This window comes from Paenibacillus konkukensis, from assembly GCF_023523925.1.
Lineage (GTDB): Bacteria > Bacillota > Bacilli > Paenibacillales > NBRC-103111 > Paenibacillus_S > Paenibacillus_S doosanensis.
This window is the reverse complement of record NZ_CP027059.1, coordinates 4,085,898-4,106,221: the sequence shown is the minus strand read 5'-3', so window position 1 is coordinate 4,106,221 and position 20,324 is coordinate 4,085,898. Positions and strand designations below refer to the sequence as shown.

Sequence of the window (20,324 nt, the reverse complement as noted above, 5' to 3'; positions counted from 1 at the left end):
ATGATCGCGATCATCGACTACGGCATGGGCAATCTGCACAGCGTCAGCAAGGCGGTCGAGCGGCTCGGCGTCGAGGCGGTCGTTACCTCCGACGAGGAGCGGATCATGGCCGCATCCGGAGCGATTCTCCCGGGCGTCGGCGCCTTCGGCGATGCGATGGAGCACCTGCGCGAATCGAAGCTGGACGGAGCGGTCGTGAGGTATGCCGAGACCGGCAAGCCGCTGCTCGGCATCTGCCTCGGGATGCAGCTGCTCTTCACCCGCAGCGAGGAGCACGGCTCCCACGAGGGGCTGAACCTGCTGCCCGGAGAGGTCGTACGCTTCAGCGGCGGCTATAAGGTGCCGCATATGGGCTGGAACCGGCTGCAGTTCCGCCAGCCGAGCCCGCTGCTTGACGGCGTGGAAGAAGGACATGTGTACTTCGTGCATTCGTACCATGTGAAGCCGGAGCAGCCGTCGGATCTGCTCGCTACGACGGATTACTATCAGCAGGTGACGGCCATCGTAGGCCGGGACAACATCTATGGGATGCAGTTTCATCCCGAGAAGAGCGGCAGCATCGGCATGAAGCTGCTAAGCAATTTTACGGCTCTATGCAAATGAAAGCAGCAGGGCCTATAGAAGCACCAGACTCCTAAAAGCGTGGTGAACAAGCGGCCGATGAGTCGATAAAAAGCTGGAACAGCGTAAGCGGTCGCCTAAGAAAAACGGAGTCTCTCCATAGCAATAAGGAAAAAATAATTCAAAGAATCCGATTTCAACAGCGCTTGGAAGATCAAATGGGCACCGCAGCGGACTTTTTCACCACATGTATTAGCTTCATTCGAAAGCGGCGGAATCACGATCAGGGCATCATTCATTTTTATGGGAACGGGGAGTGAGCGCATGCTTGCCAAACGGATTATTCCTTGCCTCGACGTCAAGGACGGACGGGTTGTCAAAGGCGTCAATTTCGTCAATTTGCGCGATGCGGGCGACCCGGTGGAGCTGGCCGCCATCTACGACCGTGAGGGCGCCGACGAACTCGTTTTTCTCGATATTTCGGCCTCGGTCGAAGGGCGCGCTACGATGGTGGAGGTCGTCAAGCAGACGGCCGGCGAAATTACGATCCCCTTTACGGTAGGCGGGGGCATCTCCAGCGTGGACGATATGAAGCGGCTGCTCCGCGCAGGAGCGGACAAAATCGGCATTAATACGGCCGCGGTCAAAAATCCGCAGCTGATTTCCGACGGGGCGCGCCGGTTCGGCTCGCAGTGCATCGTCGTCGCCATCGACGCGCGCTTCAACGCCGAGTGGGGAGAATGGGAAGTGTTCACTCACGGCGGACGCAACGGCACCGGCATCAAGGCGCTGGAGTGGGCCAAGCGGACCGAGGAGCTGGGGGCGGGAGAGCTGCTGCTCACCAGCATGGACGCCGACGGCACGAAGGACGGCTTCGATCTGCCGCTGACCAAAGCGGTATCGGAGCTTGTAAGCATACCGGTCATCGCTTCCGGCGGGGCCGGAACGAAAGACCATTTTTACGATGTTTTCACCGAAGGCAAAGCGGATGCGGGACTAGCCGCAACGATTTTTCACTACAAAGAGCTTACGATTGACGAGGTCAAAACCAATCTCCGACAAAAAGGGGTCGAAGTCCGATGAGCAACGAACAAACCGAACAAACCGAACAAACCGCTGCGCTGTCTTGGGAAGAGCTGACCGCAGCTATCAAATGGGATGCGCAGGGCTTAGTGCCTGCGATCGTGCAGGATGCGGCGAGCAAAGACGTGCTTATGCTCGCTTACGTGAACGAGGAGTCGCTCAAGCTAACGCTGGAATCCGGCGAAACGTGGTTCTGGAGCCGCTCCCGCAGCGAATTATGGCATAAGGGCGCTACGTCCGGCCACAAGCAGAAGGTCCGCTCGCTGAAATACGATTGCGACGGAGACACGCTGCTGATCCAGGTAGATCAAACCGGACCCGCATGTCATACGGGCCAGTACAGCTGCTTCTACAACAACGTGCCTCTGCAAGGGCAATCCGCCGCAGCTGCTGCGGACGCTTCTCCGAACGACCGCTTCGCGATGCTGTCGCGTCTGGAGTCCGTCATCGCCCAGCGCGACGCCGAGCGTCCGGAAGGAGCGTATACGACGTATTTGTTCGAGAAAGGGATCGACAAGATTCTGAAGAAAGTCGGCGAAGAGACGGCCGAAGTCATTATTGCGGCGAAAAACCGCGACAACGACGAGCTGCGCTACGAATCCAGCGATTTGATCTTCCATCTGATGGTGCTGCTGCGCGAAGCGAAGCTGCCGCTGGATGACGTGATGCGCGAGCTGGACCGCCGCCACAATTCCAAAAAATAACTTGAAACGATTGCATGGTCGGCCGCGTATAAGTCTTCGGGCAAAAAACCGGAACGCCCGCTGACGTCGCAGCGGGAGCAACATCGAGCAAAGGGCATACGGCGCGAAGCAGATTCTTCTTAAGAGGATGGTTCAACGCTTATGCCCTTGCTCTGTGTCTTTATGAATTGCCGATTGCAGAAACGCTGGGTCCGCGGATATTGCACCTAATGCTGGCAAAAAGGGCGCTATTATGCAGCTTCTGCCCATCTTTCACGGAAATGCCTTTTTCTTAAATCTTTATTTTCATGTATAATGGGGTTGTGGACATTTTTTATTGTATAATGACTCTTGATGTTATATAGATGCATCGGAAGCTACAGCCCACTGAAACTTACGTAAACAATCCATAGCGGAGGTAACCTTTAACCATGTTTAGCGACAAACTGAAGATTTTTTCCGGATCATCCAACCCCAAGCTTGCCGAACGAATCTGTGAGGAGTTGGGTGTCAGCCTTGGCCAAGTCAAGCTTTCCAGATTCAAATGCGGAGAGATTTACTGCTGCTACGAAGAGACCATTCGGAACTGTGATGTGTTTTTGGTGCAAACGTTCTCCCATCCGATCAACGAGAACTTCATGGAACTCTTGGTCATGATGGATGCGGCCAAACGCGCATCGGCCAGAACAATCAACCTTGTCGTGCCTTACTATGGATATTCCCGTCAAGAACGTAAAGCTGCTCCCCGCGAGCCGATCTCGGCCAAATTGGTCGCTGATTTGCTGAATGCGGCCGGAGCTGATCGTGTGATTACGATCGATCTGCACGCGCCGGCGATTCAAGGCTTCTTCAACATCCCGGTCGACCATCTGACGGCGCTTGACCTGCTCAGCGCGCATATTAAGAAGAAAGCCATCGACGATTTGATCGTCGTCTCCCCGGACGCAGGCGGCGTGACCAGAGCGGAGAACCTGGCCAACGTGCTGGAAGCTCCGATCGCGATGATGTTCAAAAAGCGCTATGCGCATAACGAAGCGGTCGTCACTCACGTCATCGGCGATGTCAAAGGCAAAACGCCGGTTATTTTCGAAGATTTGATCGATACGGGAACGACGATTGTCAACGTTGTGGAAGGGCTGAAAGAACGCGGAGCGAACGATGTCTTTATCTGTGCTACGCATCCCGTGTTCTCGGGACCTGCATTGCAGCGGTTGGATCATCCGAACATTAAGGAAGTCGTCATTACGGACTCCATCGCGATTCCGGACGATCATTCCTCGCGCTTCCAGGTACTGTCGGTAGCCGGCCTCTTGTCGAATGCGATCCGCATTATTAAAGACGGCGGTTCTATCAGCTCCTTGTTCAAATACGGCGGCGTTTAATCCGATAGATTGGACCCGCACTACACCGCGGCGCTGATGCGCCGCTTCTTCCATGCTTATAAGCCTTGAGCGCTTGTTCGAAAGACGGCAGCGCAAAAGGTTTTTCCGACATACTTATGTATTTTTAGCAGATTATGCTATACTTTTCGTAAGAATAACGCTGGTTTCCTATTGTGAATTCCAGACGGAACCGGAGGTGCCTTATTATAATGGAGAAGAAAAAGCGTGCTAACCCAACAAAACATAATAAAGTGATCCCGATGAAAATGGATGCCACGTTCTTTTTCGAACGAGCCGTTCAATCTTTGGACCGATATCATTACGATAAGGCATTAAAGTATTTTCGTCGCGCTGCCGATTACGAGCCGGAGAATCCGGTGAACCATTGTAATTTAGCGGGACTGCTCTCGGAGATGGGGAATTACGAGGAATCCAACCGCATTCTGCAGCATGTGCTGGATCGAATCGACCCTAACATGACCGAATGCTACTTCTATATGGCGAATAATTTTGCCAATATGGAAAATTACGAGTCGGCGGAGAAGGCGATCATTCATTACTTGGAGAACGACCCGACCGGACAGTTCCTGGAGGAGTCCGAGGAGATGATCGAGCTGCTCAGCTACGAGCTGGACCGCCCGACCAAGCTGACGTCGATCAAGAGCCAGGAAGGGATCTTCGAGCACGACCGGGCGCGCAGCATGCTGGAGGAAGGCAAATTCGCCGAAGCGGTGCGTATCTTGGAGAAGATTATCAAGAAGCATCCGGATTTTATGGCTGCGCGCAACAATTTGGCGCTGGCGTATTACTATATGGGATATTTCGATAAATCCGTCGAGATGATTCGCGAAGTATTGGAGCTGGACCACGGCAATTTGCATGCTTTGTGCAATCTGGCGATTTTCTATCAGCATTTCGGGGATAAGGATAATTTGGCCGAACTGCTGGGCATCTTGCGGAAAACCTATCCTTTCCATCAGGATCATGTGTTTAAGCTGGCTACCACAATGGGCATCTTAAGTGAACATGAGACGGCGTACCGTTTGTTCAAACGGCTGCTCAAGACGGGCGAGGCCGGACTCGATCCGTGCCTGTTTCATTATACGGCTGTCGCGGCTTACAATACGAAGCGGTATGACGAAGCCGAGCGGCAGTGGCGCCAAGCGGAGAAGTTCGACCCCGGCTCGGAAATTCCGAAGTTTTATTTGAATCAGCTGCATCAATCCCGCAGCGAGCAGGTGAAGCCGCAAGTCAGCTATCATTATCATCTTCCGTTCGAGGAGCAGTTCCGCGGCTTGGAGAAGTCAACGGAAGGGCTGCCCGACCATTTGAAGAGAGACCCGCTGGTCCGCTCTTCCTTCTTCTGGGCTCTGCGCCACGGAGATACCGAAACCAAGCTGCAGGTCATACAGGCGTTCGGCTTGATCGCCGACAGCGAAGTGAAGGAAGCGCTGCTCGAATTTATAAAGGAACCGGGCGAGGACGATTATTTGAAAAAGGTCGCGATCTTCGTGCTGCGTCATATCGGAATGCACGAACCGGTATCCGCGGTGCTGGACGGCCTGGAGCAGATGATTCCGGCATCGCCGTTTTCGCCGAACTTGCCGGTCTGGGAACGCAAATGGCAGGATATTATGGATATGGCGATGCACGAGATGAAGCGCAGGTACGATATGGTGCAGCAGTACGATCTGCAGACGCTATGGGTAGAATATTTATCGAGGGCGTATCCGAATGTGCCCAAAATTGCCAAGGCTGAGGGCTGGGCCGCCGCGCTGGAATATTTGACCGCCAAAATGCACCGCCGCGCGATCTCGCTGCATGAGCTGGCGCATCGTTACAATGTGTCGGTAGCGACAATCAGCAAAAACGTGAAACTTATCGATGAAGCTTGCGGCATCAGAGAGAAGATGGAGGCCATCTTCCCGACATTCTCAAGCTTTGATCATAAAATAAAGTAGGCCGCGGTTTTCTTGGGGAAACAGACTTTGCGATGAACGTTTTCTTCACGAAAACTTTTTAGGAGGAATGGAACTATGTACAAAGCAGTAGTAATCGGTACCGGTCCTTCGGGGCTGACTGCAGCTATTTATTTGGCACGCGCCAACTTGAACCCGCTCGTTATCGAAGGACCGGAGCCGGGCGGTCAATTGACGACGACGACGGAAGTGGAGAACTTCCCTGGCTTTCCTCAAGGTATTATGGGGCCTGAGCTGATGGACAATATGCGCAAGCAAGCGGAGCGTTTCGGCGCCGAATTCAAAACCGGCTGGGTCAATAAGGTGGATCTGTCCAAACGTCCGTTCACGCTGTCGGTTGAGGGGATGGAAGACATCCAAGCGGAAAGCTTAATTATCTCCACAGGCGCATCCGCCAAGCTGCTCGGCATCGAGAACGAGAAGGAAAGCATGGGACGCGGCGTGAGCACATGCGCGACTTGCGACGGCTTCTTCTTCCGCGGCAAAAAAATCATCGTAGTGGGCGGCGGCGACTCCGCCATGGAGGAAGCGAACTTCCTTACCCGCTTTGCTACGGAAGTGCGTCTGGTGCATCGCCGCAGCGAATTGCGCGCCTCCAAAATTATGCAGGACCGCGCCCGCGAAAACTCCAAAATCGCCTGGAGCCTGAACAAGACGCCTCTTGGCGTAGTGAGCGGGGATAAAGGCGTAACCGGGCTTAAAGTGAAAAACAACGAGACGGGAGCCGAAGAAATTCTGGAGACGGACGGCATCTTCGTCGCCATCGGCCATACGCCGAACACGGGTTTCCTGGGCGGTCAAATTACGACCGACGAGCACGGATATATCGTAGTGAAGCCGGGTACGACACAGACGAACGTCGAAGGCGTATTCGCCTGTGGAGACGTGCAGGACAGCAAATATCGTCAAGCCATTACGGCGGCGGGCAGCGGATGTATGGCTGCGCTCGAATGCGAGAAGTTTCTTGAAGGACATGCGGTTCACGAATGGAGCCAGACACTGTAGAAGATAAGCGAGAACGTGGGACGCAAGGTTCCACGTTTTTTCGGTCTTAGCGGGCCTGCATGAATATATTGGACGTTATCTTGACCTCAGGTTAGGGTTGGCTTATAGTTGGAACATGAGCTTTACGTGATTATAGTTTATGAGGTGACCTGAGAAATGGGAGAGAAAGTGTACGTTGGAGTCGATCTGGGAGGCACGGCAATTAAGGTAGGGCTGTGCGATGAGAATGGCAAGCTGCTGCAAACCTTCGAAGGACCGACGGGAACGGAGCACGGCGCCGATGTAGTGTTGGAGAATATCGCTCAGTATGTTCGCAAGCTGGTGGCGGAGTCCCCTTATGAGTGGGAGCAGGTGGACGGTATTGGTGCCGGCATCGCCGGATTTATGGACATTCCCGAGGGCTTTATCAAGCTGTCGCCTAATCTGGGTTGGCGCAACGTACCTATCAAAAAAATTCTCGAAGAGAAGCTCGGCAAGACGGTTAAAATCGACAATGACGCCAATGTGGCTGCGCTTGGAGAAGCATGGAGCGGTGCGGGCGCGGGTATTCCGAATCTAGTATGCTATACGCTCGGAACGGGAGTAGGCGGCGGCATTATTATTAATGGTAAAATATTCCAAGGTTTTAAAGGAATGGCTGGAGAGCTCGGTCATATGGCGGTCGTGCCGGATTTGGAAGCTATCAACTGCGGCTGCGGAATGAAAGGATGTCTGGAGACGGTGTCCTCGGCTACCGGCATTATTCGCATGGCCAAGGAAGCGGTCGAACGCGGAGAATCGACATCGCTAGCTTTGGTAGAGAACATTATGGCCAAGGACGTATTCGATGCGGCCAAGTCGGGGGACGAGGTGGCCATTCGCATCATCAACCGCGCCGCGTTTTATTTGGGCAAGTCGATGGCATCCGTATCGGTCGTGCTGAACCCTCAACGTTTTATTATAGGCGGCGGCGTATCGAAGGCCGGAGATATTCTGTTCGATGCGTTGCGCAAATATTACAATGATTTTGCTCAGGATGCGGCTAAAGAAGGCGTAGATATCGTGCCTGCAAGCCTCGGCAACGACGCCGGCATCGTAGGCGCCGCAGGCCTCAATCTGCGTTCTTAATTGGCTGATGAATCCGAGAGCGACCCGGAGGTGGATTCCCATGGAAGATATGCATACCTTAGGCAAGCTGGTTATTATCACAGGCATGTCGGGCGCAGGCAAGACGATTGCCGTGCAAAGCTTGGAGGACTTGGGATTTTTCTGCGTGGATAACCTTCCTCCCGTACTCATCCCGAAATTCGCGGAGCTGATTGAGCAGTCCAAAGGCCGCATCGGCAAAGTGGCTTTGGTGATCGACTTGCGCGGAAGGGAATTTTTTACATCGTTATCCGAATCTCTTCGATACATTCAAGAGAATCATACGCTGACCTATGAAATTTTATTTCTGGACGCGACCGATGCGGTGCTGGTTCAACGCTATAAGGAAAGCCGCCGCAAGCATCCGCTGGCTCCTACGGGAGCGCCTCTGGAAGGAATCATTCAGGAGCGCAAGCTGCTGGAGGAGCTCAAGGGGATGGCTACGCAGGTGATCGATACGAGCAGCCTGAAGCCGACCGCGCTCAAAGAGCGCATCGTGTCCAGATTTACGAATCTGGAATCGGACGGCATCTCTATCAATGTGATCTCGTTCGGTTTCAAGTACGGAGTGCCGATCGATGCGGATCTTATCTTCGACGTGCGGTTCCTGCCGAACCCGCATTATGTGGAGACGCTGCGTCCGAATACGGGGCAAGATCCGGAAGTGTACGATTATGTGATGAAGTGGAGCGAAACGCAGGAATTTCTCGCCAAGCTGCTCGATTTGCTGAATTTTCTGGTTCCTCAGTACAAGAAGGAAGGCAAGAGTCAAGTTGTCGTAGGCATTGGATGTACCGGCGGCAAGCATCGTTCCGTAGCAATAGCTGAATATTTGGGTAAAGTGATGGGCAATAGTGAGACGGAGACGGTTCGTGTAAGCCACCGCGACTCGGAACGCGACCGGGTTGAGGTGAAGAAATGACCAAAAACCGCAAAGAGAGCGCCCGCCCTCGTATTGTCGTGATCGGCGGAGGCACCGGATTATCGGTCATGCTCCGCGGATTAAAAGAAAAACCGATGGATATTACCGCCATAGTAACGGTGGCGGACGACGGCGGCAGTTCGGGCATTTTGCGTTCCGAGCTGGAGATGCCCCCGCCGGGGGACATTCGCAACGTCCTCACCGCGTTGGCCGATGTAGAGCCGCTGCTCGGCAAAATGCTGGAGTACCGGTTCGAGAAAGGCCAGGGATTAGCCGGTCACAGTTTGGGCAATCTAATTTTGGCAGCGATGAGCGATATTACCGGCGATTTTGTGACCGGGGTTCGCGAGCTGAGCCGCGTATTTGCCGTTCGGGGCAGAGTGCTGCCGGCAGCGAACCATGCGATCGTATTGAAGGCGGAAATGTCGGACGGCACGATCGTCGAAGGGGAATCGAAGATTCCGAAGGCAGGCAAAGTGATCAAGCGCGTGTTCATCGAACCCGCCGATGTGGCTCCCTTGGAGGAGGCCGTCGATGCGCTGAAGCAGGCCGATGCTATATTGGTTGGCCCGGGAAGCCTGTACACAAGCATTATGCCGAACTTGCTTGTACCGGAAATCGCGCGGACGATTCTTGAATCGAAAGCGCTCAAAATGTTTATTTGCAACGTGATGACGCAGCCGGGGGAAACGGATAATTATACGGTCAGCGATCATTTGCAAGCCGTATACCATCATGTCGGGCATCATTTGTTCGATTACGTGATTGTCAATAATGGAGAAATTCCTCCTCAGGTGCAGAGCAGGTATGCAGAGAAGGGCGCCAAGGTCGTCCCGCTTGATCTGGACGAGGTGACCAAGCGAGGCTACAAGGTAATAGGCGACCAACTGGTTTTATTCCGCACTTATTTGCGTCATGACGCGGAAAAGTTAAGTCATCACATCTATCAGCAGGTGGAGAGCTGGATGATTAAGAAGAGGTGATTGCCCATGTCCTTCGCCGCACAAACGAAAAAAGAATTAACGATGATCCAATCCGAGGCAGCATGCTGCGAAACGGCGGAGCTGTCGGCGCTCATTCGCATGAACGGTTCCGTGCAGCTGACTAGCCAGCGGATCGTACTGGATGTGTCGACCGAGAACGCGGCGATTGCCCGCCGGATGTATTCATTATTGAAAAAGCAGTTTCTCGTTCATACCGAGCTGCTCGTCCGCAAGAAAATGCGACTGAAGAAAAATAACGTCTACATTGTACGGGTACCGAACCAAGTGCAGGAAATTTTGTCCCGGCTGCATATCGTCTCCGAGGGCTTTATGTTCACTCCGGGCATCGAAGACGAGATTATTCGAGAAGATTGCTGTAAACGCGCCTATTTGCGCGGGGCGTTCTTGGCGGGCGGATCGGTGAACAATCCCGAGGGCTCTTCCTATCATCTCGAAATTTCTTCGATGTACGAGGAGCATTGCCAAGCTCTGTGCGAGCTGGCCAACCGGTTCGACCTGAACGCGCGCTGTATCGAGCGAAAGAAGGGGTTCGTTTTCTACATCAAGGAAGGCGAGAAAATTATCGAGTTCTTGAACCTGATCGGCGCCCATCAGGCGCTGCTGCGTTTCGAGGACGTGCGGATCATGAAAGATATGCGCAACTCGGTCAACCGTCTTGTTAATTGTGAAACGGCGAACTTGAACAAAACGATCGGCGCAGCCGTCCGGCAAATCGATAATATTCGATTGCTGCAAAAGGAGCTCGGCTTGGAAAACTTGCCCGAAAAGCTGCGCGAGGTTGCTGAAATCAGGCTGATGCATCCGGACATGAATTTGAAAGAGGTCGGAGACCTGCTTAAGGGCAGCGTCAGCAAATCCGGCGTCAATCACCGGCTTCGAAAGATCGACGAGCTGGCGGAAAAGATCCGCAATTCATAATTCGGACGAAAATATAGATTTTTTGTGTAAATTGCCGCCCGCTTCTAGTGCATCCGGCGGAAAAATGGTATAATGGATGAAAAATCGCTTTTTCATGGTCATTTATGCAAAATGGTCATTCGTAATATTAAGATAGTAGGGGGTATGGGTTGGAATGTCGAAACGCCCAGTAGTCGTGAAGTTGAAAACAGGCCTTCATGCCAGACCAGCGGCACTTTTTGTGCAGGAAGCTAACAAGTTCTCTTCCGAAATTTTCGTGGAGAAAGACGAGAAGAAAGTTAATGCCAAGAGTATTATGGGAATTATGAGCTTGGCCATCAGCACAGGTACGGAAGTATACATTAGTGCAGAAGGTTCGGACGCCGAGCAGGCTGTAAACGCTTTAGTCGCTTTGGTCAGCAAAGAGGAACTGGAGAACCAATAACAACCGCCACAGGCTTCCGAAAGGAAGCTTTTTTCCATTTGTGGAAATAGCAGGTGTGTAAATGCGTCATATTTCGGCATTTATGTCTATTGTATGAAGTGGAAGATGATGGCTGGATTTGGGTGCAAGGAAAAGCGCAACCTTTTCTTGAGCGGAGCGTCTATAATGACGTGTCTTCTTTAGGAAAGGTTTTTTTGCTTATCTTTTTTTACCATTTTAAAGGAGTAGAGAGATGAAACAGATGAAAAGAGAAATGTCTTTGATCATGATCATGACCTTGTTATGCGCCGTTCTCTTCGCACCGTTGGCATCAGCGCAGGGCGTATCGTCGGCTTCGACTTACATACTGCTCTATGTCGACAAAAGCGAGGCTTTCTTGAACGGCAAACAAGTGACGCTAGACTCCCCGGCTACGATCATCAAAGACAAGATGTTTGTACCCGCCAAGTTTCTGGGAGACGCTCTGGGCATGAAGGTGGAGTGGAACGAGAAGACGCGCCAGATCACGATGGAGACGCCAGGGTACGATATCGTGCTGGACAGCGACCGGAAATCGGTATGGATTAACGGGATTCTCGAGCCTTTCGATTCCGCGGCGGCCATCAGTCCGGAAGGCAAGCTGCTCATTAAGCTGACTTGGCTGGCGGATTACATGGGGGCCCGTTATACGTACAACGATGAACTGAGACGGGTAGACATTTTGTATACGAAGACACCGAACGGCATTTATATTCCGAATTCGAACAATTCCAACCCGGTGGCCAAATTTTCGACAAACAAAAATACTTACAAGATCGGCGAACCGGTGAAATACGTCGACCTGAGCTATGATCCGGATGCCGAGGGCATCGTTCAGTACGACTGGACAGGCAACGACGAAGCGTTCTTCACACCCGGCTCCCATCAGGTGACGCTGACGGTATGGGACGGCCACGGCAACAAGAGCGAGCCGTACACACGCAATATTATCGTAAGCAGCGAGACGTACTTGAACGCGATAGAATATCCGATCTATATGAAGCCTGAAGGAAGCTTTATCAAGACGGATTGGAGCACGCTATGGGGCAACTTCTGGAATTTGCCGCAGCTGCCGAAGCAGGTAACGACCGATAATACGAGAAAGCTTCTGGTCAGCGACAGTCCGGAGGAATTTACGGAAAAAGGCATTCTGTATCAGGATACGGTCAACGGAAAAGGCAGATTGTACGCAGATCACATCAATGGAACGCAGGAAAAGGTTACTATGGCGATCTTGGCCAAGAACATGACCAATAAGCCGGTGACGATCAAAACGACCAATAAAGGCGAAGTATGGCCTTCTGTGTATGCGAACCTGATCGGCAACGAAGCGTCCGTCGATTTTCTGATGAACGATCCGCACAATGAAGAAATGGTCGTTCCGGCGAATCAAACGTTCATTTATTCGCAAATGCCGGAGTTTTATCCCGGTCAAGGCGTGAATTTGTTCTACGATGTGGAAACGGACGGCGAGATTCAGTTCTCCTTCGTCGCCACCGACCAGGTGTCGCAGAACACGCTGAACCGCCTGCCGCTGCTGCCGTTCACCGGACATGTCCGCGGGTCGTTCCCGGTATCTCAGGTGAATTGGAATGTGGACGCCAGCTCGTTCACGAAGCCGTCGAGGCTGATTATCGGGGACGGCACGACCGATACGTTCCAGCCGGGTTACGATCCGATGCGCAAGCAAAATGTGACGAACGACGGCAACTACGGCGTCGTCTACAAGATCCATGCGGATAAGCCGCGCAAAATGGCAGTCATGGTGCTGGCTTACGGAGGCATCTTCAAAGGCCCGTTCAAAATTAACGGGGAGATGCACCTCGTACCGCAATCCGGCGTGTTGACGGCGTTCGACGGCATGCAGATTTTGACGAAGACGACAGGCAAGGAGGATTCGCTGGATATCGAATTTACGCCTCCGGCGGGCTCGGCTTTCCCGATTGATCTCATCTTCTATCCTTTGGACGATAAAGAAACGAACTAATTGTCGAAACGGTGATTACCGTCGGCTCTCCTGATGCGCAGGGGGGCCGATTTTTTTGCTTTTATAGATAATTTTGCTTGCGCGAGAAAATTGATCTCTTATGCAACCTTTGAGCGGGGAAACCGCATCTATAAGGGTGAAGAGGAGGGGGAGCGATGAACCCCGAGCAGGGATGGATTGAGCGGCTGCGCCGGGGGGACGGCTCCGGATTGCCGCCGCTGATGGACCGGTACGGTCATGAGGTGTACCGTACAGCCGCGCTGCTGATCAGAGACCGGCACTCCGCGGAAGATATCAGTCAGGAGGTGTTTCTGATCGTTTATCAAAAGATCGGGCAGTTCCAAGGAGAAGGATCGCTGCGGGGCTGGCTGCTGCAAATTACGATCAATTTGTGCAGGAGCCGGATGCGCCGGGCTTCATGGAGGCGGCTGGTGTTCTTCGGACTGGAGCATCCCGGACTTGTCAGCTCCGACCGAGGGCTTGAACGGTACGCAGAGAGCGATTCTTTAATGGGCTGCATTCGGCAGCTGCCTTATAAATACAGGGAAGTGATCGTGTTGTATTATTATCGGGATATGTATATAAGGGAGATGGCGGAGCTGCTCGGCGAATCGGAAGGAACGGTCAAGAGCAAGCTGTCGCGCGCCAAGAGGCTGCTTAAGAAACTGCTGGAGGCGGGAGGGTGGAAGGATGAAAGCAAGGCATGGGAATAATCCGGTGCGCGAACAGTTGAAGGCCGAGCTGGCCGGCGTGCGGTTCAGCGAGGAGATGCAGCGCCAGGTGATGATGCGGCTGGACCCGGCGAAGACGCCGTTCTGGGAGCGGGAACTCGCTATCCCGTTCCCGGCCGCCGCAGGATGGGGGCTGCTGTGCGCGATGGCGATATGGCTCTTGTTCGCGCTTCCGTTGTCGGCTCCCTCCGGGAAGAGCGGATTGACGGATGCGGCGAGGCATCCGGAACAGGCTTATGAAGGGCAGGCCGAACAGCCGGCGTATGTATCGCTGGCCGGCAATGTATTTCGCAGCGAAGAGCTGAATCGGGGGTGGCGGCCGTGATTCGGATCAAGTACAAGACATTGGCAGTAGGGCTGTTGCTGCTGCTGGTCTTCCTGCTCGCCGTATACGTTGAGCTTCCCTCTAAGCTGCTGGAATGGAAACGGTACGATGCCGTTCTGAAGTATTTTCCCCGGAGCAGCCAGGCCCCGGATGCGCTGTATTGGGCGGCTGAATCGGAGGCTCCGAACCCGGGGGACGGTCGGATGTTCATTTTTCACAACTCGTCCTCTTATTCCTTGGCCGGGACCGTCTCCTCTCAAGGAATGGCGTACGCCCGGGAGAAGCTGGAGAGACTGATTGCGGAGTACCCGGGGTATGTTCTCGCCGAGCAAGCGCGATGGAAGCTGGCCTTGATCTATTTTGCCGCGAAGGAGTACGATCGGGCCGAGCCGCTCTTTCGCAGCATGGCGGATAACGGCAAGCAGGATGGGCGCAGCAAGGAAGCGGCGGCCTACGCGCAGCTGCTCGCTTCGCGCCGAGGGGCGGAGGAGCGAGGGGCTGCGACAACGCCTTCCTTGCAGGGGAAGGTCGTGATAGGCGACCGGCCTGCGGCCGGACTGGTGGTCGCCCTGCATCGCAAGGCGGACTCCAGCTGGATGTATCCGCCGTACGGTCGCTATCCGATGGCGATGACGGACGACGCGGGTTCCTTCCGCTTCTACGACGTGCCTGAAGGCGAGTACGAAGCGGGCGTCGGCGCCGATCCGGCGGAGCTGAGCGGATATTATCTCAGCGATCTGGGAAGCGAGACGGTAACGATTCGATCCGGAGCGACGGCGGACTATGATCTGCGGTTCGTTCCTCAGGTGAAGGTCGTTCAGCCGACGAACAAGGAAGTGATCGCATCCGGCCGGTTCGAGTTTAGCTGGGAGCCGTATCCCGGCGCCGCGAGCTACAAGCTGTCGATCGCGGCGCTGGAGTTCGGCGAGGACGGCAAGCCGCAGGGCGTCTCTTCCATTCCGCTGGATGAGGCGTGGACCGAGCCTAGGGCGGAGTACGATCTGGAAACGCTGCGGACGTATCGGAGGGGGCTCAGCAAATCCTTTTCCCAAAATGAAGTATGGATCGGCTCCTCCGGCATTCTGGGGATCGTATACCCCGGGGGCCATTTCGTTTGGTCCGTCGACGCCTTCAACGACCGGGGCGAGAGAATAAGCAGCTCCAGAGGCTATTATACGTCGCTGAACGGGTCGGAGCCGTTCTTCTCCGTCTCCGACAAGGGGCAGCTGCCCGGCGACAAGCTGGTGCTGCAGGGCGATTACAAGGGGGCGATCCGGGCATATGAAAGCGAGGGCGATAATCCTTATGCGTTAAGGGCGCTGGCGATTATGGCGCTGGACGGGATTGAACCAGGGGACCGGGGCGATAAAGCGAAGGCGCTTGCGTACTTGCGGCGGCTCCCGAATCCGGCGCCGTTCGACCTGGAGCTGATAAGGTCTGCGAGCGAAAGGAACTGATCGGGAGCGGAGGCAATTGAAAGTCATGGATGGCGGCCTGGAAGCCGCGGATCTTGGCGTGCCGCGCTGCACGGAAGCCGATAGGCGGGCCGGCTGCTTTGGCTTTAACGCGGGCCGGCTGCGCCCCGACGTCAAAAAAGCCTGCGAAACCTCCCGATAACGGGCGGCCTCGCAGGCTTTTATTTTGAAGCATATGCAAAAATTAGACGCGTTCAATGACTTTATCGATCAGGCCGTAAGCGGCGGCTTCCTCCGCGTACATGAAGTTGTCGCGGTCGGTGTCTCTCTCGATTTTCTCGAACGGTTGTCCTGTGCGCTCGGCCAAAATATGATTCAGCTTATCGCGCATTTTCAGAATGCGCTTGGCGCGGATTTCGATATCGCTGGCTTGACCTTCGGCTCCGCCCAGCGGCTGGTGAATCATCACTTCGCTGTTCGGCAGCGCAAAGCGTTTGCCCTTGGCGCCGGCTGCAAGCAGGAACGCGCCCATCGATGCGGCCATACCGACGCAGATGGTCGATACGTCCGGCTTAATGAACTGCATCGTATCGTAGATAGCCATTCCTGCGGTAATCGAACCGCCGGGGCTGTTAATGTATAGGCTGATATCCTTATCCGGGTCCTGAGCGGCCAGGAACAGCAATTGGGCGATGATGGCGTTGGCCACAACGTCATTGACCGGAGTTCCCAGAAAAATAATGCGATCCTTAAGCAAACGGGAGTAAATATCGTAAGCGCGTTCTCCTCGTGCATCCGGTTCTACGACCATTGGAATGAAACTCATAAGCTGCAGCCTCCTTAAATTTCATATATGGTAACACTATAACCATCATAGCGTAAAAACAAACAAAGGTCAAGGAAGGTCAAACAGAGGTGACAAAAAAACCTCTCTTCCTGCGAGGATGCAAGAAACAGAGGCTTTGGTTATCGTTAATGTGAGTAAAGATGGCGCGCCCGTAAGGAATCGAACCTTAATCTCAGGCTCCGGAGGCCTACGTCATATCCATTGGACCACGGGCGCGTATTAGTTTGTCTCAAAAAATGAGAAGCAAGAGTTATTATATGATACTATTCGGGAAAAAGCAACCCTGCAGAAAAGGAATTTGGCAAGAAAAAGCTTCGGCAGGGTTGTCTAACGAATGTTCAGGATAATGAAGCGGGGAGCTTCTCCTCAGTATAGACGTTTTTCACGCAGTCGTAGAAGGCTTGCTCGGCGTCGGTTAGCTGAATATCGCGGCGATAGACGAGGCCGTTCTTCCGTTCGATCCGCAGTCCGCAGACCGGTTTCGTCAGCAGAGCTCCCTTGTCGAGCTGATCGCGAACCGCGTAAACCGGCAGAAAGGCAATGCCCAGTCCGTTCTTAACGGATTCCTTGATCACCTCAAAGCTGCTCATCGGCACGGTCGACAGCCGAATCCTCAGCTTCTCCAGCGGAGCGAGAATGCTGCTTTGCAGCAGGCGGCTTTGCGGCAGCAGCAGGGTCGTATGTTCGAGATCGCGGGCATACAGCGTTTTTCGTTCGGACCAGGGATGATCGGGAGGGAACACCAACAAGAATTGGTCTTCGAACAGAACATAATGATCCAGTTCCGACTGGATATAGGAATCGTCATCGTATAACGGCATAAAGGCCAGGTGAATTTGATGCTGCGCCAGCATGCGATGCAGATCGTCATAGCCGTATGTATGAAGCTCGAAGCGCTGCTTCGGATTGGAATGGCGGAATTGCCCCAATAGATCCGGCAGCACGTAGACCCCGATATAATTGCTGGCGTAAATGGACAGAACAGGTTCGGTTTGCTGGGACTGGGCAATCTTATCGGCGGCTTCCTTGAACATTTGCGTGATTCTGCGCGCGTAGTCGTAAAAAATTTCTCCTTGAGGCGTCAGCTTCACCGTTCTCCCGGAGCGGACAAGCAGCTTGGCGTCCAGCAGTTCCTCCAACTGCTGAATATGGCCGCTGATCGTAGGCTGCGAACAGTACAGCCGCTTGGCCGTTTCGGTGAAAGAGCCGCACTCCGCGAGCGTAAGAAAGGTCTCCAGTCTCTCGAAAGTTTTCATTCCTCCGGCCTCCGCAAAGATAATGTGCTTAGAGCGAAGTATACTATATATGATAATGATTATCAATATCATTAATAGATTCGTCTCGGAATTCCGCGAGCTCAAACGGTCCTTGTCCCAGCGGGCGCAAGCTTTGCCTCAGGAGGAACTTCTGACGTTCAGACGCATATCCTAAACATGGGGGCGGCGGTGCAAGGCGGAGGTCGGCGATGCTGAGCCGGGGGCGGGCACAGCGTTCGAAACCGGGGGGCCGGCCTAACCATGCGGGCGCAGCAAGCCCTTTTGCCCGTATGCCGCGGAATTTTTGTCCGATTTGTGATTTGTTAGTTGAAAATGGTTTTCAAATTTTATATAATGAGGACAGCTAAGTGAAAGCTTAGTTGTTTTTTTGGAAGATGTGGGACTAAAAATGTAGTACTGGGACGAAAGGTGTCCATGTCACAGCGGGAGAGTGTTTTATGAGAGATATGCTCGATATTCAAAAGCAGCTTCTGCCGGACCTACTGGACACGCTGAAAAAGAGATATACGATATTGCACCATATTATGGTGTCAGGAATCGTCGGTCGCCGAACACTGGCCGGATCGCTGAACACGACGGAGCGCATCTTAAGGGCCGAGGTCGATTTTTTAAAAGCGCAAGGGCTGCTGGAGGTCGACGCCTCCGGTATGAAGATCAGTGAAGCGGGCCGTCAACTGCTCGACAAGATCGAACCGATGGTCAAGGATTTGTTCGGATTGGCGGAGCTGGAAGACCGCATCCGTTCGCATTTCGGTTTGAAGCAGGTCGTTATCGTGCCGGGAGATTCCGATGCGTCGCCGCATACGAAGAAAGAATTGGGCCGTGCCGGCGCAGCGGTATTGCGCAAATACGTGTCCCAAGACGAAGTCATTGCGGTAACCGGCGGGTCGACGATGGCGGAGGTCGCCTACCACTTGTCCTCTTCCACTTCGCTCAAAGGCAGCTGGTTCGTGCCGGCTCGGGGCGGACTCGGCGAGAGCGTGGAGCTGCAGGCGAATACGATTGCCTCGACGATGGCGAAGAAGACGGGGGCCAAATACCGGCTGCTTCATGTGCCCGATCACTTAAGCGAAGAAGCTTACCAGACTTTGATGCAGGACGGCACTATCCTGGAGATCATTCAGTTTATCCGCAAAGCCCGCATCGTCATCCACGGCATAGGAGAAGCTATGGTGATGGCCAGAAGGCGCAAAGTAGACGCAGCGACGACGGCGATCCTGCAGAATGACGGAGCGCTTGCCGAGGCGTTCGGGTATTATTTTGACCGCGACGGCACCATATTGCACAAGATGCCGACCGTAGGGCTGCGCATCGAAGATATTCAACAGATGGATTGCGTAATCGGCGTCGCCGGAGGCAAGAGCAAAGGCGAGGCGATTGCAGCGGTGCTGCGCTTCGGGCGGGAAGACATTCTCGTCATCGATGAAGCGGCCGCGCTTGAGATTGTACAGACATTGCCATCTTGACAGGCTCTGCCTGTCTTGACATAAATCCAAAAAAAATCATTACTAGGAGGCTATTCCACATGGCAACTAAAGTAGGTATTAACGGTTTTGGACGTATCGGTCGTAACGTATTCCGCGCAGCATTCAACAACCCTGAAGTAGAAGTTGTAGCTATCAACGATTTGACAGACGTAAAAACGCTGGCTCATTTGCTGAAATACGACACTACGCACGGCAAATTCGAAGGCACTGTAGAAGCTACGGAAGGCGCTTTGATCGTTAACGGCAAAACGGTAAAAGTATTTGCTGAGCGCAATCCTGAAAACCTGCCTTGGGCTGCTAACGGTGTAGAAATCGTTGTTGAATCCACAGGTATTTTCACAGCGAAAGAAAAAGCTTCCCTTCACTTGAAAGGCGGCGCTAAGAAAGTTATCATCTCCGCTCCTGCAACGGACGAAGATATCACGATCGTTCTTGGCGTTAACGAAGATAAATACGATCCGGCTAATCACACGATCATCTCCAACGCTTCTTGCACAACGAACTGCTTGGCGCCATTCGCTAAAGTATTGAACGAAAAATTCGGTATCGTTAAAGGCATGATGACAACGATCCACTCCTATACGAACGATCAATCCGTGCTGGATCTGCCGCACAAAGACCTTCGTCGTGCTCGCGCAGCAGCCGAGAACATCATTCCGTCCACTACGGGTGCAGCTAAAGCCGTATCCTTGGTACTGCCTGAATTGAAAGGCAAATTGAACGGCATGTCGTTCCGCGTTCCTACTCCGAACGTATCCGTAACCGACCTGGTTGCTGAACTGAAAGTGAACGTAACGGTTGACGAAGTAAACGCAGCGTTGAAAGAAGCGGCTAACGGCGCTTTGAAAGGCGTATTGAACTACTCCGACGAGCCGCTTGTATCGAGCGACTACAACGGCGATCCTGCTTCCTCCACAATCGACGCTTTGTCGACGATGGTCGTTGGCGACAACCTGGTGAAAGTCGTTTCCTGGTACGACAACGAGTGGGGCTACTCCAACCGCGTTGTAGACTTGGTTGCCTTCATCGCGAAAAAAGGTCTGTAAGTTAGAACAATTGTGGTTATGCACTGACAAAGTTTCATAAATGGCTTTTCGCTTGATGCAAAAGGGATGTACTTTCGGGTTCTGCTTGAGTCTGTCTTCTTGGGA

General features: G+C 53.5%; 20 protein-coding genes and 1 tRNA gene. 18 read left to right on the top strand and 3 right to left on the bottom strand.

Annotation, left to right across the window (positions count from 1 at the left end):
- From hisH to SK3146_RS17535, 16 genes are all read left to right on the top strand, one after another.
- A complete protein-coding gene (gene hisH, locus SK3146_RS17610; RefSeq protein WP_249860072.1) occupies positions 1–603 on the top strand; it encodes an imidazole glycerol phosphate synthase subunit HisH in 603 nt (200 codons plus the stop codon).
- A 282-nt stretch (positions 604–885) separates the two neighbouring features.
- Positions 886–1,644 (top strand): imidazole glycerol phosphate synthase subunit HisF, encoded by a 759-nt coding sequence (hisF, locus tag SK3146_RS17605; RefSeq protein ID WP_249860071.1) that lies wholly within the window; start codon positions 886–888, stop codon positions 1,642–1,644.
- Positions 1,641–2,348, top strand: a complete 708-nt coding sequence (gene hisIE / locus SK3146_RS17600) for a bifunctional phosphoribosyl-AMP cyclohydrolase/phosphoribosyl-ATP diphosphatase HisIE (RefSeq protein WP_249860070.1) — start codon at positions 1,641–1,643, stop codon at positions 2,346–2,348. Before hisF ends, hisIE begins: the two co-directional genes overlap by 4 nt.
- Before the next feature lie 410 nt (positions 2,349–2,758).
- A complete protein-coding gene (locus tag SK3146_RS17595; protein ID WP_249860069.1) occupies positions 2,759–3,709 on the top strand; it encodes a ribose-phosphate diphosphokinase in 951 nt (316 codons plus the stop codon).
- A gap of 209 nt (positions 3,710–3,918) precedes the next feature.
- Positions 3,919–5,670: a tetratricopeptide repeat protein gene (locus SK3146_RS17590; RefSeq protein ID WP_249860068.1), complete on the top strand. Its 1,752-nt coding sequence runs from the start codon at positions 3,919–3,921 to the stop codon at positions 5,668–5,670.
- 75 nt (positions 5,671–5,745) lie between these two features.
- The gene (gene trxB, locus SK3146_RS17585) at positions 5,746–6,693 is read left to right on the top strand and encodes a thioredoxin-disulfide reductase (protein WP_249860067.1); all 948 of its coding nucleotides are present in this window, start codon (positions 5,746–5,748) and stop codon (positions 6,691–6,693) included.
- A 156-nt stretch (positions 6,694–6,849) separates the two neighbouring features.
- On the top strand, positions 6,850–7,800 hold the full coding sequence (locus tag SK3146_RS17580) for an ROK family glucokinase (protein WP_249860066.1): 951 nt from the start codon (positions 6,850–6,852) through the stop codon (positions 7,798–7,800).
- Positions 7,801–7,840: 40 nt separating this feature from the next.
- The gene (gene rapZ / locus SK3146_RS17575; RefSeq protein ID WP_249860065.1) at positions 7,841–8,740 is read left to right on the top strand and encodes an RNase adapter RapZ; all 900 of its coding nucleotides are present in this window, start codon (positions 7,841–7,843) and stop codon (positions 8,738–8,740) included.
- A complete protein-coding gene (locus tag SK3146_RS17570) occupies positions 8,737–9,723 on the top strand; it encodes a gluconeogenesis factor YvcK family protein (protein WP_249860064.1) in 987 nt (328 codons plus the stop codon). The genes rapZ and SK3146_RS17570 overlap by 4 nt, the downstream gene beginning before the upstream one ends.
- A gap of 6 nt (positions 9,724–9,729) precedes the next feature.
- Entirely contained in the window at positions 9,730–10,662 is a 933-nt protein-coding gene (gene whiA / locus SK3146_RS17565; protein ID WP_249860063.1) for a DNA-binding protein WhiA, read from the top strand.
- Positions 10,663–10,816: 154 nt separating this feature from the next.
- Positions 10,817–11,086: an HPr family phosphocarrier protein gene (locus tag SK3146_RS17560; RefSeq protein ID WP_028548982.1), complete on the top strand. Its 270-nt coding sequence runs from the start codon at positions 10,817–10,819 to the stop codon at positions 11,084–11,086.
- Between the two features lie 232 nt (positions 11,087–11,318).
- Positions 11,319–13,091 (top strand): stalk domain-containing protein, encoded by a 1,773-nt coding sequence (locus SK3146_RS17555; RefSeq protein WP_249860062.1) that lies wholly within the window; start codon positions 11,319–11,321, stop codon positions 13,089–13,091.
- Positions 13,092–13,246: 155 nt separating this feature from the next.
- Positions 13,247–13,804 carry an RNA polymerase sigma factor gene (locus tag SK3146_RS17550; protein WP_249860061.1) on the top strand — a complete coding sequence of 186 codons (558 nt, stop codon included), beginning with the start codon at positions 13,247–13,249 and terminating at the stop codon, positions 13,802–13,804.
- Complete coding sequence (locus SK3146_RS17545) at positions 13,782–14,147, top strand: hypothetical protein (protein ID WP_249860060.1); 366 nt, start codon at positions 13,782–13,784, stop codon at positions 14,145–14,147. The genes SK3146_RS17550 and SK3146_RS17545 overlap by 23 nt, the downstream gene beginning before the upstream one ends.
- Positions 14,144–15,604, top strand: a complete 1,461-nt coding sequence (locus tag SK3146_RS17540; protein WP_249860059.1) for a tetratricopeptide repeat protein — start codon at positions 14,144–14,146, stop codon at positions 15,602–15,604. The genes SK3146_RS17545 and SK3146_RS17540 overlap by 4 nt, the downstream gene beginning before the upstream one ends.
- A gap of 16 nt (positions 15,605–15,620) precedes the next feature.
- Positions 15,621–15,764: a hypothetical protein gene (locus SK3146_RS17535; RefSeq protein WP_249860058.1), complete on the top strand. Its 144-nt coding sequence runs from the start codon at positions 15,621–15,623 to the stop codon at positions 15,762–15,764.
- 42 nt (positions 15,765–15,806) lie between these two features.
- On the opposite strand, the gene clpP is transcribed toward SK3146_RS17535, so the two are convergent.
- The 3 genes from clpP to SK3146_RS17520 all read right to left on the bottom strand — a co-directional run bounded on the left by clpP (position 15,807) and on the right by SK3146_RS17520 (position 17,665).
- The gene (gene clpP / locus SK3146_RS17530) at positions 15,807–16,388 is read right to left on the bottom strand and encodes an ATP-dependent Clp endopeptidase proteolytic subunit ClpP (protein ID WP_249860057.1); all 582 of its coding nucleotides are present in this window, start codon (positions 16,386–16,388) and stop codon (positions 15,807–15,809) included.
- 162 nt (positions 16,389–16,550) lie between these two features.
- Positions 16,551–16,625: transfer RNA gene (locus SK3146_RS17525), tRNA-Arg, on the bottom strand.
- Positions 16,626–16,747: 122 nt separating this feature from the next.
- Complete coding sequence (locus SK3146_RS17520; RefSeq protein ID WP_249860056.1) at positions 16,748–17,665, bottom strand: LysR family transcriptional regulator; 918 nt, start codon at positions 17,663–17,665, stop codon at positions 16,748–16,750.
- Positions 17,666–18,123: 458 nt separating this feature from the next.
- On the opposite strand from SK3146_RS17520, the gene SK3146_RS17515 reads away from it, so the two are divergent.
- Complete coding sequence (locus tag SK3146_RS17515; RefSeq protein WP_249860055.1) at positions 18,124–19,152, top strand: sugar-binding transcriptional regulator; 1,029 nt, start codon at positions 18,124–18,126, stop codon at positions 19,150–19,152.
- A gap of 59 nt (positions 19,153–19,211) precedes the next feature.
- Positions 19,212–20,219 (top strand): type I glyceraldehyde-3-phosphate dehydrogenase, encoded by a 1,008-nt coding sequence (gap, locus tag SK3146_RS17510; protein ID WP_249860054.1) that lies wholly within the window; start codon positions 19,212–19,214, stop codon positions 20,217–20,219.
- The last annotated feature ends 105 nt before the right edge of the window (positions 20,220–20,324 follow it).

Excerpts from the sequence above, each read along its gene's own strand:
- hisH (WP_249860072.1), top strand. The coding sequence starts at position 1 with ATGATCGCGATCATCGACTACGGCATGGGCAATCTGCACAGCGTCAGC.
- hisF (WP_249860071.1), top strand. The coding sequence starts at position 886 with ATGCTTGCCAAACGGATTATTCCTTGCCTCGACGTCAAGGACGGACGG.
- hisIE (WP_249860070.1), top strand. The coding sequence starts at position 1,641 with ATGAGCAACGAACAAACCGAACAAACCGAACAAACCGCTGCGCTGTCT.
- SK3146_RS17595 (WP_249860069.1), top strand. The coding sequence starts at position 2,759 with ATGTTTAGCGACAAACTGAAGATTTTTTCCGGATCATCCAACCCCAAG.
- SK3146_RS17590 (WP_249860068.1), top strand. The coding sequence starts at position 3,919 with ATGGAGAAGAAAAAGCGTGCTAACCCAACAAAACATAATAAAGTGATC.
- trxB (WP_249860067.1), top strand. The coding sequence starts at position 5,746 with ATGTACAAAGCAGTAGTAATCGGTACCGGTCCTTCGGGGCTGACTGCA.
- SK3146_RS17580 (WP_249860066.1), top strand. The coding sequence starts at position 6,850 with ATGGGAGAGAAAGTGTACGTTGGAGTCGATCTGGGAGGCACGGCAATT.
- rapZ (WP_249860065.1), top strand. The coding sequence starts at position 7,841 with ATGGAAGATATGCATACCTTAGGCAAGCTGGTTATTATCACAGGCATG.
- SK3146_RS17570 (WP_249860064.1), top strand. The coding sequence starts at position 8,737 with ATGACCAAAAACCGCAAAGAGAGCGCCCGCCCTCGTATTGTCGTGATC.
- whiA (WP_249860063.1), top strand. The coding sequence starts at position 9,730 with ATGTCCTTCGCCGCACAAACGAAAAAAGAATTAACGATGATCCAATCC.
- SK3146_RS17560 (WP_028548982.1), top strand. The coding sequence starts at position 10,817 with ATGTCGAAACGCCCAGTAGTCGTGAAGTTGAAAACAGGCCTTCATGCC.
- SK3146_RS17555 (WP_249860062.1), top strand. The coding sequence starts at position 11,319 with ATGAAACAGATGAAAAGAGAAATGTCTTTGATCATGATCATGACCTTG.
- SK3146_RS17550 (WP_249860061.1), top strand. The coding sequence starts at position 13,247 with ATGAACCCCGAGCAGGGATGGATTGAGCGGCTGCGCCGGGGGGACGGC.
- SK3146_RS17545 (WP_249860060.1), top strand. The coding sequence starts at position 13,782 with ATGAAAGCAAGGCATGGGAATAATCCGGTGCGCGAACAGTTGAAGGCC.
- clpP (WP_249860057.1), bottom strand. The coding sequence starts at position 16,388 with ATGAGTTTCATTCCAATGGTCGTAGAACCGGATGCACGAGGAGAACGC.
- SK3146_RS17520 (WP_249860056.1), bottom strand. The coding sequence starts at position 17,665 with ATGAAAACTTTCGAGAGACTGGAGACCTTTCTTACGCTCGCGGAGTGC.
- SK3146_RS17515 (WP_249860055.1), top strand. The coding sequence starts at position 18,124 with ATGAGAGATATGCTCGATATTCAAAAGCAGCTTCTGCCGGACCTACTG.
- gap (WP_249860054.1), top strand. The coding sequence starts at position 19,212 with ATGGCAACTAAAGTAGGTATTAACGGTTTTGGACGTATCGGTCGTAAC.